Origin of the sequence: Lysinibacillus sp. UBA5994, from assembly GCF_002429725.1 — a bacterium.
GTDB lineage: Bacteria > Bacillota > Bacilli > Bacillales_A > Planococcaceae > Lysinibacillus > Lysinibacillus capsici.
The window spans coordinates 58,720-74,570 of record NZ_DJAU01000029.1; the positions used below are offsets into that span (position 1 = coordinate 58,720).

The 15,851-nt window shown below is 36.7% G+C and carries 11 protein-coding genes; 7 read left to right on the forward strand and 4 right to left on the reverse strand.

Going from position 1 to position 15,851, the window contains the following annotated elements; genetic code table 11:
* Nucleotides 1–6: 6 nt before the first annotated feature.
* The gene (locus B3D98_RS10375; protein ID WP_288582846.1) at nt 7–4,956 is read left to right on the forward strand and encodes an S-layer homology domain-containing protein; all 4,950 of its coding nucleotides are present in this window, start codon (nt 7–9) and stop codon (nt 4,954–4,956) included.
* A 182-nt stretch (nt 4,957–5,138) separates the two neighbouring features.
* On the opposite strand, the gene B3D98_RS10380 is transcribed toward B3D98_RS10375, so the two are convergent.
* The 3 genes from B3D98_RS10380 to B3D98_RS10390 all read right to left on the reverse strand — a co-directional run bounded on the left by B3D98_RS10380 (nt 5,139) and on the right by B3D98_RS10390 (nt 9,519).
* Nucleotides 5,139–6,221 carry an ABC transporter ATP-binding protein gene (locus B3D98_RS10380; RefSeq protein ID WP_054548703.1) on the reverse strand — a complete coding sequence of 361 codons (1,083 nt, stop codon included), beginning with the start codon at nt 6,219–6,221 and terminating at the stop codon, nt 5,139–5,141.
* Between the two features lie 106 nt (nt 6,222–6,327).
* The gene (locus B3D98_RS10385; RefSeq protein WP_288582857.1) at nt 6,328–7,191 is read right to left on the reverse strand and encodes a PucR family transcriptional regulator; all 864 of its coding nucleotides are present in this window, start codon (nt 7,189–7,191) and stop codon (nt 6,328–6,330) included.
* 141 nt (nt 7,192–7,332) lie between these two features.
* Nucleotides 7,333–9,519, reverse strand: coding sequence for an MMPL family transporter (locus B3D98_RS10390; protein WP_288582861.1), 2,187 nt, complete (start codon nt 9,517–9,519; stop codon nt 7,333–7,335).
* A gap of 124 nt (nt 9,520–9,643) precedes the next feature.
* Here B3D98_RS10390 and B3D98_RS10395 point away from each other — a divergent pair, with 124 nt between their 5' ends.
* The 6 genes from B3D98_RS10395 to B3D98_RS10420 all read left to right on the forward strand — a co-directional run bounded on the left by B3D98_RS10395 (nt 9,644) and on the right by B3D98_RS10420 (nt 14,027).
* Nucleotides 9,644–10,264 carry a TetR/AcrR family transcriptional regulator gene (locus B3D98_RS10395; protein ID WP_115673868.1) on the forward strand — a complete coding sequence of 207 codons (621 nt, stop codon included), beginning with the start codon at nt 9,644–9,646 and terminating at the stop codon, nt 10,262–10,264.
* Between the two features lie 183 nt (nt 10,265–10,447).
* Nucleotides 10,448–10,744, forward strand: a complete 297-nt coding sequence (locus B3D98_RS10400; protein WP_048391859.1) for a cupin domain-containing protein — start codon at nt 10,448–10,450, stop codon at nt 10,742–10,744.
* A gap of 317 nt (nt 10,745–11,061) precedes the next feature.
* Nucleotides 11,062–11,193: a hypothetical protein gene (locus B3D98_RS10405; protein ID WP_255349861.1), complete on the forward strand. Its 132-nt coding sequence runs from the start codon at nt 11,062–11,064 to the stop codon at nt 11,191–11,193.
* Between the two features lie 83 nt (nt 11,194–11,276).
* Nucleotides 11,277–11,705, forward strand: coding sequence for a DUF1641 domain-containing protein (locus B3D98_RS10410; protein ID WP_004227758.1), 429 nt, complete (start codon nt 11,277–11,279; stop codon nt 11,703–11,705).
* 45 nt (nt 11,706–11,750) lie between these two features.
* A complete protein-coding gene (locus tag B3D98_RS10415) occupies nt 11,751–12,935 on the forward strand; it encodes an NAD(P)/FAD-dependent oxidoreductase (RefSeq protein ID WP_004227760.1) in 1,185 nt (394 codons plus the stop codon).
* A gap of 132 nt (nt 12,936–13,067) precedes the next feature.
* On the forward strand, nt 13,068–14,027 hold the full coding sequence (locus B3D98_RS10420; RefSeq protein ID WP_288582865.1) for a methyl-accepting chemotaxis protein: 960 nt from the start codon (nt 13,068–13,070) through the stop codon (nt 14,025–14,027).
* Nucleotides 14,028–14,124: 97 nt separating this feature from the next.
* Here B3D98_RS10420 and B3D98_RS10425 read toward each other — a convergent pair whose 3' ends face one another.
* Nucleotides 14,125–15,621, reverse strand: coding sequence for an alanine/glycine:cation symporter family protein (locus B3D98_RS10425; RefSeq protein ID WP_288582867.1), 1,497 nt, complete (start codon nt 15,619–15,621; stop codon nt 14,125–14,127).
* Between the last annotated feature and the right edge of the window lie 230 nt (nt 15,622–15,851).

Genomic DNA, 15,851 nt, shown 5'->3' on the forward strand with positions numbered 1-15,851 from the left:
TATAGAATGGGAAAAAAGATATTAACCATAACCTTGTGCTTGTTGTTAGTCGCTTATAGTCAATTGGCAGGAATAGGGTTCGTGTCACCTTTAAAAGTGGAGGCGGCTGCTTGTGATTCGCCAGATTTTCCAAGTTGTATACAGGATTTAACTCAAGCTTCGTGGAAAGATGACACAAATAATGGCTTTGTAGTAAGCGGTATTCCTGGTGATAATGGTATTGATTTATTCACGTATAGCAAAGAATCACCATTACCAGCTGGTTATTATTTTGATGCAAATGAAAAATCACCACCAAAATCAATTAGAGTTTCTGCTGGAGAAAGCTTTGCAGGTGGCATCTTCGATTTAAAATCATTAACAATCAATACGATTAATAAACACGACGAAAATGATGCATTGTCCTTATCAATTCAAGGGTATGATGGGGCCGGAAACCCGAAAGGAAATCCTGTAACTTTTAAGACAGTTGCAAATCATGATCCTATATATAATATTCCTATTAATATAGAAGGAATCAACTCATTTGTCATTACTGCGAGTGTAAATTTTATACCTACTGTACAGGCGGGACTATGGGATTTAACGTTTACCCAATTTACGATTGATATCCCAAATAATAATCCGCCAACAATTACAAATGGTGCTATAACTCCTTCAAATATTACTACCTCAGGCGTACAACTGGACTGGGCTAAAGCATCTGATGATATAACAGCTCAAGAGGATTTAGAATATCAAGTCTATCAATCTAGTAGTAACAATATTGATACGGTTAGTACCATAGAATTGAATGGGACACCGTTAGGCGGCTATACCAAAGATAGTAACTCCTTTAATGTTACAGGTCTTGTAGCCAATACAACCTATTATTTTAATGTCATTGTCAAAGATACCGATGGCAATAAGAGTGCATATACTATGCAGCAGGTAACAATCCTTGCCTTAAATAAACCACCGACATCCAGTAATGGAACCATAGATGTAAACGAGGGTCAAGTGTATACATTTAATAGTACTTCCTTCGCATTTTCTGATGAAGATGCAGGAGATACTTTGCAACAGATTCAAATCTCTACTATCCCAAATAGTGGACAGCTCTTTCTTGATAGCAATAATAATCAGCAATTTGATGGTGGGGAAGCGATTACAAATGGTATGACAATCAGTAAGGCTAATTTAGATGCAGGTAATTTAAACTATATTACAGAAAATGGCACTTCTTCATCTTTTACATTTAAGGTAAGCGATGGTATTGATTTTAGTACTGACTATACAATGAATCTAGTCGTCAATGCACGTCCAGCAGTGACAATTACACCAAATAATTCTAGTCCAACAAATAGCAATCCAATTCTTATAACTATGGTTTTCAGTGGGTCAGTGACAGGCTTTACGGTTGGGGATATAGAGGTTACAAATGGAAATGTGACAGCGCTGTCAGGAATTGGTAACACGTATACAGCCCTAGTATCACCTATTACAGATGGAGCTGTGAAAATCAAAATTCCTGAAAAGGTTGTTGCAACTAGTGGAGGTGCATTAAATAAAGCATCAAATGAATTACAAATATTCTATGATAGTACACCACCTACTGATATTGAGCTCAATAATACTACTGTACAAGAAAAGAAACCCATTGGTACAACTGTTGGAACATTGGCGGCAGTGGATACAGGAAGCTCACAAACATTCACGTATTCATTACAGTCTGGAGATACAAGCTTCTTTACGATTGATGGGAATGTATTAAAGACAAAAGCAATGTTTGCATACAATACGAAAAATAGTTATAAGATTACGGTAAGAGTAACTGATGAGGCTGGTAATACGTTGGATAAGGAGTTTACAATCCAGATTACTAAAAATCATGCACCAACAGGCTCTATCATTGTTAACAGCGGGCAAATCTCGACAAGTTCTATAAATGTTACCTTAACTTTGACGGCAACAGATTTAGAAGGAGAAGCGATAGAAATGCGCTTTTCGAATGATGGTATTACTTGGTCCAGTTGGGAGTCAAAAATATCTACGAGAAGTTGGACTTTGTCCCATGGAGAAGGTAGTAAAACAGTTTATATGCAACTAAGGGATACTGCTGGCAATATATCAAATACATTCACAGATACAATTGTTCTAGATACAACACCACCAGTCATAACAGGGGTTACAAATAACGGTGTTTATAACACTGATGTAACGATTAGTTTTAATGAAGGAACTGCTACCCTGAATGGAGCAACCTTTTCAAGTGGAACTACAGTAAGTACATCTGGAAATTATACTTTGGTAGCAACAGATAGTGCAGGGAATACCACAACCATTACATTTATGATTGATAAAGCTCTGCCAAAAGCTGTAGAGGTGGAGATCAAATCGAATAATCTGGATCCTACAAAGGCTAAGGTAGGAGATACGATCACCTTAACAATGAAAACAGATAAAAATATACAAGCACCTATAATTACCATTTCGGGGAAAGCTGCTATTGTAACAGGAGCATCCACAAACTGGCAGGCAACATATGTTATAGATAATGGTGATTTAGAGGGAACAGCACCTTTTACAATTAACTTTAAAGATCTGTTAGGTAATTCGGCAATAGAGGTAACGGACGTAACTGATGGAAGTTATGTCATTGTCGATAGCGTAAAGCCAACAGTAAAAAAGGTGAAAATGGCTTCAAATAATGCTAACCCAACAGTTGCTAAGGTAGACGATGTAATCACAATCGACTTTGAGACAAGTGAGGACATTCAATCACCGAATGTATCAATCCTAGGACAAACAGCAAATGTCAATGATAAAGGTGATGGGGATGCTAAAACATGGCAAGCAAGCTATACGTTAAAGTCCACAGACTCAGATGGACCTATCAGTTTTACAATTGATTTTCAAGATATAGCAGGGAATGAGGGCTTACAGGTAACAGAGATTTCATCAGGGACAATTGTGATATTTGATAAAATTTCTCCTGAAATAACAACCTATTTCCCAGCGCATCAGGCAATTAATGTACAGCCTGCAGATAATCTTGTATTAACATTTGATGAAAAGATCTTACCTGTAACTAGTAAAAATATTGTCATAAGAAATGCTGCAGATAACCAAATTGTCGAAACAATTGCTGTTACACAAGCAAATGTTTCTATCACTAATGAAACTGTGACAGTAAATCCTACATTAGATTTAGCCCAAAACGCCACTTACAGCATTCAAATTGACGCAGGTGCATTTACTGATGTAGCAGGTAATACGTATAAAGGTATTACTAATAATACTTCCTGGAATTTTTTTACGACTAGTGCACTGCAAACATATACGGTTACGTATGACAGTAACGGGTCTGATGGGGGGATAGTACCAACAGATTCAAAGCAGTATAAAAATCAGGACACTATTACAGTACTGGGCAATACAGGTAATTTAATGAAAGCAGGCTATACATTTGTAGGATGGAATACGAAGGCTGATGGAAAAGGTGTTACTTATAAAATTGGGCAAACGATTCAAATGGGGAAAGGGAATTTGATATTGTATGCTTTGTGGTCTAAAAACAATGTACCAGGAGATGGAGGATCTTCAACGCCTAGTCCTACACCAACACCTGATCCTGTTGCACCAAGTAATCAGCTAAAGATAAATGTTGTAGATCAAAGTATGCCAGATGATGTGCTCCTCCAAACCGTGTTAACACGTGTATTGAGTAACGGTAGCTTTCAAGATACAGTAAACTTTACAGTTGCAAATGCAAACGAGTTTCTTCGGATATTAGGGAATAAGGAAGATAAAAGATCTCGACTTGTGATCCCTAATATGGAACCACCAGCAAGTGAAACAAAGGTGATACTTGATAGAGGTGCTGCTAAACGATTAATAGAGGGCAAATCACATTTTAGTATAGCTATGGGAATGGTCAAAATAGATGTTCCTTTTACTTCAATGAATGATTTCAATGAAGATATTTTCTTCCGAATTGTACCGGTTAAGGATGCAATGCGACAAAAAGCTATCGAGGATAGGGCTAAACAAGCTGAAATAGTTTTACAACAGGGTAATGGCGCTAATGTAAAACTCGTTGGTCAGCCAATATCTATCGACACAAATCTACAAAACCGTCAAGTAACATTGCTACTACCATTACCAGTGAATCTCACATCAGCTCAACGAGAACATATGATGGTCTATGTAGAGCATAGTAATGGAACAGTTGAAATAATACGTGGGCGTTTTGCAGAATTTACGAGAGGACAAACAGGTATAGTCTTTGATGTAGAGCACTTTTCTACATTTTCTCTACTTTATGTAGAAAAAGCGCAGGAAGAAGTGCAACCAGAGAAAGAACCAATAGAGGTAGACAGCACATTTGCTTCCTATATTCACGGCTATACAGATGGCACTTTCCGTCCGAATGTAAATGTCACTCGTGCCCAAATGGCAGCAATGTTGGCAAGAAACCTAAGTGACAATCATATACCAGAAGCGTCTAACCTATTTTATGCAGATACAGCTACTTCATGGGCAAAAAACGATATTGAATATATTCGTACAGAAGGAATTATGCAAGGACGTCATGATCGTTCATTCGGGCCGAATGAAATGATTACTAGAGCCCAAATGGCGGTTATTGCTGTGAGATGGATTGATAAACAATGTGTAGAAGGGGCTACAGATACCTCGTATTGCGAAATAAATAAAAGTGGAGAAACATATCGTGATGTGGCGGTCACACATTGGGCAGCAAAAGAAATCAATCGCATAAGTGCGATAGGTATAATGGTTGGCTCAGGCAATGGTGAATTTAGAACTGAAGAAAAACTAACACGTGCACAGGCAGTAAAGGTACTGAATCGAATCTTTAATCGTCCAATACCAACTGAGGACACAGAACAAATCTTCAAGGATATACCTAAAGAGCATTGGGCTTACTTTGAGATTCAAGCCGCGGCAAAATAAGATTAATAGAATAAGCACGCTAGGTGGATAATGCCTAGCGTGCTTTTAATTCGTTTGAAGAAATCAATTAATTTCTTATTTAAATTACCAGATGTAGAAGTTTGAACATAAATTGATTGCCATCAATGGTATATACAGCTGGCTTTCTCTTCCCGAACTCATGGATTCGAAGCATGCATGCTTTAAAGACGTTCCTCTGTTTGAGGATCAAAGAAATGGATCTTTTCTTCCTTCATAAATAGGAAAACCTTGTCGGATGGATGAAAATTGTTATCAGCCTGTACTCGAGCTATAAAATTCTGATTTACTAAAGAACAATAGAGATAAGTTTCTGCTCCTAGTAATTCTGCAACATCAATCGTTGCAGTGAAAGTGTAAGGGGAAATAACATCAGTCATTTGTAAATCCTCAGGTCGTATACCCATAATAATCTCTTTCCCTAAATAATTTTTTTCCTTTAACAATGGTAAATGCATGGATGGGATAGGGAAGCTTTGCTCGCCTAAAAGGATCTCGGTATCTGTTAGACGACAGTGGAAAAGGTTCATGGATGGTGAGCCAATAAAGCCTGCCACAAACATGTTAAGTGGTGTATTATATACTTCTTTAGGTGTCCCAATTTGTTGTATAAGGCCATCCTTCATCACTACCAGACGGGTAGCCATCGTCATAGCCTCTGTTTGGTCATGTGTGACATAGATCGTTGTCGTTTGAATTCGTTGATGGAGCTTCTGGATTTCTGCTCGCATTTGTACACGTAATTTGGCATCCAAATTAGAAAGAGGTTCATCCATTAAAAATACCTTAGCATCTCTGACAATTGCTCTTCCCAGTGCTACACGCTGACGTTGTCCACCAGATAGAGCTTTTGGTTTTCTTTTTAAATAATCCTCTAATCCTAAAATCTTAGCAGCTTCTTTAACACGACGATCTATTTCCTTTTTATCAACCTTTCGAAGCTTTAAGCTAAATGCCATATTTTCATAGACTGTCATATGTGGATATAAAGCATAGCTTTGAAATACCATTGCAATGCTACGATCTTTTGATTCCACATCATTCATGAAAACATCGTCAATGTATAGTTCTCCCTTTGATATATCCTCTAAGCCAGCAATCATACGTAAAGTTGTTGTCTTACCACAGCCAGAAGGGCCTACAAACACAATGAATTCTTTATCATGGATATGCAAATTAAAATCAGTTACGGCCTGGATATTTTTATCGTAAATCTTATAGATATGCTCTAACCGTAATTCCGCCATACATACTGCACCCCTTTACAAGTCATATTTTCATTGTAAATGACTTTAGAATAGAGTGATATGGAAAGCTTGCACAGTGTTGAAGGCATAATTTGTGCAGTTGGTCTTAAAGTGATTCTAAGAAAATAATTGCGAGATAAACTTCTAGCCGATGGGAAAATTGCCGAATATCCTTTTGCGTCATTTGTTGAAATTTTTCTAAGCGATTTTGTAAGGTATTACGGTGCATATACATTTTTTTAGAGGCTAATGTAATGTTTCCATCGCATTCAATCAATTTCTTAATTGTATGGAGTAATTCTGGCTGAGAAGTGGCTCTTTTTAGGATAGAGGAGATAAAAATTTCTTTCTCTTGATAGGCTAGATGCTGCGTTATATAAGGCACTAAAAGCTCTTGCTGTGTGAGTACATGCTTTGGTGTATAAGTCCAAATGGATGGTAGAAGGTGAACATACCAGTTAAATCGTTCCTTGGTTGTGGTGATGTTGTGTATAATATCAGAAATAAAAATTTTAAAATGAGTCTCTAAGTCTGCCATTATAGGATTAACATAATGAGTCAAATCTAAAAACTCCTCATTGTAGTCGATACACTCGATTATGCCAAATAATTGTGGCTGAAGCGATAGCAGTATAATATCCTTCCCAAGTAAAGCTTCGAAGACTGAACGCAATAATGTAGGTGTTGAAAAGTCTTTATCAAAGTGAAGAAATAACAAACGATGCATAGGAAGATTAGTTGGAGCAATATCTGTTTTATCTGTAAAATAATCAAGCCAAATCATATCATAGTTATCGTATAAAACAGTGGGGCCTGAGAATATTCGCAATAGCTCATATTCATTTTGTGTCATTGTGTGTATGGGAATTTCGTAAAGCTGATTGTCAAAATTAAATACATAATTTCCATCAGTTTTACCTGAGAAGGGGCTTAATAATGGGAAACGTTTCTGTAATTTTTGAAGATCCATGCATGCCACTCCTTATTTAAATAGAATGTAATAAGGTCAATTTACTATAATTATATGATGAAATGCTTATAGTATTAATATAAAAAACACGGACATGAGCAAGTATGACAATCATACCTAGCTAATGTCCGTGTTATCTATTTAGGCATCTTTTTTAAATAACTTACCTGGCCAGAAAGCATATTTACCTAGTACTGTTGTGATGGCTGGTACAAGTAATGGTCTTACAATAAATGTATCGAGCAATACACCAATGGCTGTCACAACACCAAATTGAACAAGCACTTGAATCGGTAATGTTGCCAGCACCGCAAATGTACCTGCTAGGATGAGTCCAGCAGATGTAATAACGCTTCCTGTTCGGACAACACCTTCTTCTACAGCTGTTAAATGGTCAGTGGTTTTGCGCTTTTTCCAAATCTCTGAAATCATAAAGATATTATAATCCTCTCCGAGAGCAACTAAGAACACAAAAGCATACAATGGAATAGCACCAGAAATTGCCTCGGCCCCCATGATATGATGTAAGATTAACCATCCAGCGCCTAATGCCCCAAAATAAGAAATAATAACAGTCGCTAATAGATAAACAGTTGCTGTAATAGAACGTAAATAGACAAATAATAATAATGCGATTAAGGCAATCATGGTTGGCATGATTACTGTTTCATCTCGCTTAGTTATTTGTTGTGTATCATATTGACTAGCTGTTTCTCCACCAAGCCAAACATGTTTATCAGCGTTGTTGAGACCTTGTGCCTCTAGTATTTTAATAACCTCTTTTTGTAGTTCAGGAATATGAGCTAATGACTCCTGTGCATAAGGGTTGGCATCGAAATTGAGTTCATATAAGTGTATATTCTTATTTTTTTCGCCAATTTGTACATCTGCCACACTATCAATATAAGAGATAGCTTCAAGTTGTTGCTGGATATTGATATCAGTACCTTCTGTGTCTATTACTAATTGAACAGGTGCTAGTTCTCCAGGCGAAAAATTCTCTTCTATTAATGTAAATCCTTCTCTAGACGGCATATCTTTTGGGAAGGATGAAAGCAAATCAAATGTATATTGAATTCGCGGAACAAATGCCGCCAACCCTCCAAGTAAGATTACAGTTACAGCGATAACGACCCAAGGTTTATGGGTAACAAAATGACCAATTTTATGACTAACCTTATGTGAAGGCTTATGCTGTTTCTTGCCCTTTTTCTTGGCCATTTCCTCCGTTCGAGGAGTGAAGGGGAAGAACGCTACTCGCCCAATAAGGACAAGAATTGCTGGTAGGACAACAAGTGCTGCGACCCCCATGACAAGCACACCAAAACTAAATGGTACGGCAAAGCGTTGAAATGCGCCATAATGGGCAAGACTAAGGGTCGCTAAACCTATAACTACTGTTAGGGCACTCATTAAAATAGCACCACCCGATTCTTTAACAGCTAGCTTCATTGCGACCGTCTTATCCTCAACATCAAAGAGTATTTCTCTATATTTTGAAATTAAAAATAAACAATAGTCAGTACCTGCACCAAATAGTAAAACAGTCATAATGGAGACTGCCTGTGAATCTTTATCTATCCATCCCTGTTCAGCAAAAAAACCAAGTGTCGGGCTAATCACACCATAGGCAAGCCCTACAACAATTAAAGGAATAATAGCTAGCAATGGAGAACGATAAATAATAATAAGTAATACTAAAACGAGTAATACAGTTGCGATCAATAGCTTCACATCTGCTTGTGAAAATAAACTGACAGCATCAGTGGCAATTCCCACTGGTCCAGAATAGCGCACATGGAGTGCATCGCTTGATAATTTATCATCTAATTGGACTTGATAGCCTTCCATTATTTTTGTCAGCTTATCTAAACTATCCTGTAGCATATCTGTTGCGACACCTTTTTCAAAAAACACAGGTGTAACAATTGTTGTACCATTTTCAGAAGCGGAAGCCATTAAAGCCTGAGGTGGCATTTGATCAAATGGTGGAACCATTGTTTGATGGGCTAAGGGCTTTGCTTGCAGCTCGTTGTATACACCTTGTATAGCCGAAAAATCATCAGGTGTTAAGCCATTTTCACGATGCCACACCAACAATAGAGGTGTTCCAGCATCATTAGGAAATTGCTCTGCAATAATGGACGCAGCTTGCTCAGACATTTCGGTATTAGGTAAGTTTTTGCCTGACTCACTTTCTATACTATTGATTTGTGGCCAAGCAAATGAGAATACAACTACTAATAGCACCCAAAAAGCTAGTGCTAATAATCTTCCCTTTTTACTTGCAACCATTGAGCCCCATTGCTCAAGTGGATGTTTTTTCATCAAAAGACCTCCATTTCATGTAAGTGATTTAATTATATATACTAGAAGGTTAATTAATCAATCCATAAATATTAATATGTTATAATATGCGTAAAAAGAATGCTTAATTAAGGAGGCGAACTTGTTGAAACAATCACCGCGTGTTCTCGGGAGACCTCGCCATGATGAAAATGCGAAACCTACAAAAGATATTGTCCTTGAAACGGCCACAAGACTTTTTATTAAAGAGGGCTACAAAAATATTTCAATGGATGATGTAGCAAAGGCTTGTAACGTAACAAAGGCGACTGTCTATTACTACTACCCAACTAAAGGGGATTTATATACATCTGCTTTAATCGCTATGATGGATCGTATCAAGCTATCTATTCTACAAATTTTAGAGCAGCCTAAACCATTTAAAGAACGACTCGAACAGCTCGTTGAGGTTCATTTATCAGCCACTATCGATATTGATATGAAAAATTTTATGAAAGAGGCTACCATTAATTTATCGGAATCGCAGCTGAGACATGTTCAAGCATCCGAAAATGGTATGTATCAAACAATAGAGCATGCTATGCAAAAAGAGATGGAAAAGGGCACAATTCGAAAAGGAAATGCAAAGTTTTTCGCTCATAACTTTATGGCATTGATGACTGTAGGGTATTTTAAAGATGGGGATGGTAAAACTTTGCTAGGCTCAGTAGATGTGACGGCAAAGGAAGTAACAAATTTCTTCTGGCTTTCTGTTGAAAAACGTTAACACAAAATAGGTTTGTAAAAGGAGTTATCTCATTCATTTGGGATACTTCTTTTTTAGTGATGTAAGTCACAGACAATCAGAGTGATTCTTCATTATAGTGGGGGTGTGGCCTAAAAAGTAGTGGAACATCGTAAATCAAAAGAACCTATAATAGCATAAAAACAGTGTAATGGAGGAATGACAATGACAATTATACCAATCCAAGCAATGCTAGAAGAAAAGACAAAACATATTGGTAAATTAGGGAGTATCGCTGGTGCAGATATTTTGAACATTCAATTGCGTGCAGGTGAAAAAATTCCTGAGCATCGTGCGGACAATGAAGTGCTAATTATTGTTCAATTTGGTGAAGTTCGCTTTATTGTTGAAGGTGTGGAAGAAATTTTAACACAAGATACAATTTTAACTTTAAAACCATCTGAAAAGCACAGCTTAGAAGCAGTTACAGACGTTCGTGTTATTGTCATTAAATTAAAATAAAAAAAGCTCCTATATTCTAAAATCTACTTTGTTAGCCAAGAGGGATACATTTCTATTGACACTAACAAAAAAGATATAGCGTCCTTATTGAATATTACTAGAGAAACCTAAAGCTGTCGTTTATCTGCTTTCCAAAGAGAAGGGGATATAGAGATGACAGGAAAAGGAATTATCAAAAAAAAATTACGATGCGTTGGAAAATTTATTATAGCAAGACAGTTAATAGTTGATGAAATCAATGAATTTTGAAAAGATTGTCGAAATTGTGATATAGCTCATTGAAATAATGTACAAACAGTCTTATAATGAAGGTTGTAATGTCACCAAGACAAGATAAGGATGGTATTATGATGCGCTTTTTGCGATTTAAAGTAAACATTGTAATAACAAGTCATACGAATCGCTATCCAGCCCTTGTGACTGGTGATTGTGTAAGATATACGCTGTAACGACTGTTAAGTTTTACCTTAATGGTCTTTTTTACATGTAAGCAATAAAAAATAGTACTAGTGATGGCAAAGGAGAGTTCAAAATGTCAGAAACGAATAACCAAACACAGGCTGAACAAGTAACTGTGAGTAAAGAGCAATTAGATGTACTAGATCAATTATTAAAGCCTGAAGTTCAAGAATCACTAACAACTTTAGTTGAGCAATTACCAAAGTTAACTGAAATGATGACATTATTAACGAAATCATATGAGTTTGCTCAAGCTGTTGCAACAGACGAAGTGCTTAAAAACGATACTGTTGGAGCAGTAACAGAAATCGCTGGTCCTGTAGTGGGCTCTGCGAAAAACCTTGCAGCAACTGCAATTGAAGCGAAAGACCGTGCATCTGAAAGCCATGAGGTAATTGGTTTATTCGGTCTTGTGAAAATGTTAAAAGACCCTCAAGTTCAAAATGTTTTCCGTTTTGTTAATGCTTTCTTACAAGTAAGCTCAGAACGCAAAGCCAAATAAGACTCAAGGTAAATTCAATTCGTAAGGACGGAGGATTAATTAATCATGTCAAAAGAAATCGTCATCTTAGGTGCAGGTTACGCTGGCGTTTTAACTGCATTAACAGCACGTAAGTATCTATCAGCTGATGAAGCTAAAATTACTGTAGTAAACCAATTCCCAACACACCAAATTATCACTGAGCTTCACCGTTTAGCTGGTGGTACAATTGCAGAAGGTGCTGTTGCATTACCACTTAAAAAAATCTTTAAAGGTTTAGATATCGACCTACACATTGCGAAAGTATCAAAATTTAATGTAGATACTAAAAAAGTTGATTTAGATAATGGTTATACATTAACTTATGACACACTTGTAGTATCTTTAGGTAGCCAAACTGGATTCTTTGGTATCCCAGGATTAGAAGAAAACTCTATGGTTCTGAAATCAGTAAATGATGCCAATAAAATCAACAAACATATTGAAGACCGCATTAAAGCATATGCACAATCTAAAGATGAAGCAGATGCAACAATCGTTATTGGTGGTGGCGGTTTAACAGGTGTTGAGCTTGTTGGTGAAATCGTGGACAACTTCCCGAAAATCGCTGCAAAACATGGTGTTAATTTTGCTGATCTTAAAATTAAACTTGTTGAAGCTGGTCCGAAAATCTTGCCAGTTCTTCCAGATACACTTATCCAACGCGCTACTGAAAGCTTAACTAAACGTGGCGTAGAATTTATTACAGGTACACCAGTAACAGGTGTTGACGGCAACGTTATTTCTTTAAAAGACCGTGAACCAATTGTTGCAAATACACTTGTTTGGACAGGTGGGGTAGCTCCACTTCCAATCGTAGGCGAATCAGGTCTAGCTGCTGATCGTGGAAAAGCAACTATTAATGAATTCTTACAATCTACGTCACACGAAGATGTCTTTGTTATTGGTGATGCATCTGTTGCACTACCAGCTGATGGAGGTCGTCCACTATACGCTCCAACAGCACAAGTTGCATGGCAAATGGGTGAATGTGCTGGTTATAATGTATTTGCACAATACAAAAACCAAGACATGAAAGCATTCTCAGCTGTAAACTCTGGCACACTTGCAAGCTTAGGTCGTAAAGATGCTGTTGCTACAATTGGTGCGAGCAACACAGAGCTTAAAGGCCTTCCTGCAACATTAATGAAAGAAGCTTCTAATATTCGTTACTTAACACATATTAAAGCTTTATTTGGTTTAGCCTATTAAAAAACAAAACACTCACTACTATCACGCTATGTCGTTGTTAGTAGTGAGTGTTTGTTTTTTTCTAAAGATGTATATTAATTACTTTAAATCCAGTAAAATAAATACATATTCAATATTCTATTTTCTGAGGTGATGGCTGTGTTAACAATGTTCCAAACAAAAAAAGTAGATATAGAGCAATTTAAGGCTAAAATTGATGAACTGAATGCAAAGCTGGATAAGAAAGATCATGAATTTCAAATTTTTTTAAATGAGTTACATAAGGAAATCATTGAAACTATTGAACAACATAACAAGGTAAATGACCAGCATACTATTTTAGGAGAAATGGTCGCAGATATTGTAGGAGAGTTTAATAAAGTTGAGGATAGCACAATTCACTCCAATAAAATTTCTGAAAATGCCCTAGATAAAGGCAATTTATTAATCTCTTCCTCGGATCAAATGATGACATTATCGGTTGAAAGCAAGCATGCTGTTCAGGAAGTAGAGCATTTGATTGATGCGTTGGGAGAGCAGTCTCAAAAAACGTCTTTAAGCATGAGTAATTTAAGTGAGCGCTCAAAGCAAATAGCTGAAATTGTAAATGTTATTGGAGAAATATCAAATCAAACCAATTTACTAGCTTTGAATGCATCTATTGAGGCAGCAAGAGCAGGGGAGCATGGTAAAGGCTTTTCGGTTGTTGCCGAGGAAGTTCGCAAATTAGCTGAAAATACGAAAACAAGCACAGAAGATATTGCTAATTTAACAAAGAAAATCGAAGAACAAATTGGACTTGCTTACGAGGATAATAAAAATAACATGCAGCTAGTAACGGAAGGCATTGATAAAAGTGCTAAAACATCAGTAAAAATTGATCAATTACTGCACATTATGACAAATGTTCAAACGGGAATAAATGAGCTATTAGCTTCAATTAAAGATCAGAAGCTATCAAACGAAGATGTTATACATAAATTTAATAGGACGACAGCTTTATTTGATGAAACAAATCGCGTTCTAACAAGCCATATTGATGAATCAGAAATTGTAACAAAAAAATTATTAGAGGCAGTTGATCAAGTAAAGCATTTCCCAACTGAAAGATAGAGATTTTAACTTCATTCTATGGAAATTTAAAAAGCAAGAACCCTGCATAGCAGCAACTTTTCAACTTCTTATTGTGACTACTACAGGGTTCATTTAATTATTTCAAGTCGCCAACTTTTTCTTTTAATGCTGCTAATTGATCTGGATAGTTTTTTTCAGTTATTTCATTCCACAATTCTGCATCTTTAATTCCACATCTTTCGGGAATAAAGACTGGGTCAAGCCCCAACTTCTTTTGCTCTTCATAATCTCTTAATGTAGCTATACCTGGCTTTGTTAATAAAATAATAGCAATTAGGTTTAACCATGCAAGTATACCTACACCAATATCAGCAAGATTCCAAGCAGTTGATGAGGAACGAATCGTTCCAAAAAAGATAGAGATAACTAGTAGTACTTTTACGACAATAGCAATAGTAGCAAAGTTTTTATTGTTTCTAAATAAGTAAGCAACATTACTTTCCGTGTATACCCCAAAAGCAAGCATAGTAGTTATTGCAAAGAAAAATACTGCGATAGCAACAAAAGGACTTCCTAAACCAGGAATGAATGAGTTAATTGCTTCTTGTGCAAATGCAGTACCTGCTTCAACTCCTGGTAGATTCTCAACCAAAAATCCCCCATTAGGAAGGGCAATATTGTAACTGCCTGTGGAGATGATCATAATGGCTGTAGCTGTACAAACAAGTAGTGTATCTACATAGACCGAGAATGCTTGGACAAGCCCTTGTTTAGCAGGATGAGATACTTCTGCGGTACCAGCTGCCTGTGCCCCAGTACCTTGACCTGCTTCATTTGAATAAGCCCCTCTTTTTACTCCCCACATAATTGCATTTCCAAAAACAGCACCAAATGCAGCATTTAAATTAAAGGCAGAGCTGAAAATTAAAGCAAATATTGCAGGTACTTCTTTTATATTGATCAATAAAATAATGAATGCAAGAAGTATGTAAGCAGTTGCCATAAACGGTACAGCATATTCAGCAACTTTTCCAACCCTTTTAATACCACCAAAAATAGCAAATCCAAATATTGCAGAAACAATAATACCTGTAATTATTGGTGAAATCCCGAAGGCATTTTTTGTTGAATCAGCAATATTAAAGGCTTGAACACCTGAACCAGTGAAACCAGTTGCTATAATTGTAGCGATAGCAAATAATATAGCAAATGGCTTATTTTTTAACCCTTTCTCAATATAGTATGCTGGCCCTCCACGATACTCTCCTGCGATTTCTTGTTTCCAAACCTGGGCTAACGAGGACTCAATATAGGCAGCACCAGCTCCTAAAAAGGCTATGACCCACATCCAAAAGATAGCCCCTGGTCCTCCAAAATAAATTGCAGTAGCTACACCAGCTATATTCCCAATTCCGACACGTCCACCCAATGCCATTGCAAAGCTTTGAAAAGATGAAACGCCATTTGCCGAAGTTTTTCTATTAAATAATTGTTTAATCATATCTTTGAAGAGACGCAGCTGTGGAAACCTCATAATAAGCGAAAAGTAAACGCCAGCTCCTAAGCAAAGATAAACTAATGCGTTACTCCAGATAATCCCTGCTATTTTACCTGTTAAAGCGGCAAAATCCATATAACAACCTCTTTCTATTTTGTACTGTGTCATCTTAGATTATTAGGTAACAATTTAAATGAGAGGATATGAAAGCTATTTTGAATGAAGTTTCTTTTATTTAAAATAAACTTTTAATCAATGTATCAATCATAATAGGCATCTCTTTAAACGCACTATCCACATGCAATCGTTCTGTTTTTTGATGGGCATCCTTTCCAAATGGACCGACATTTAAGACAGGACCTTGT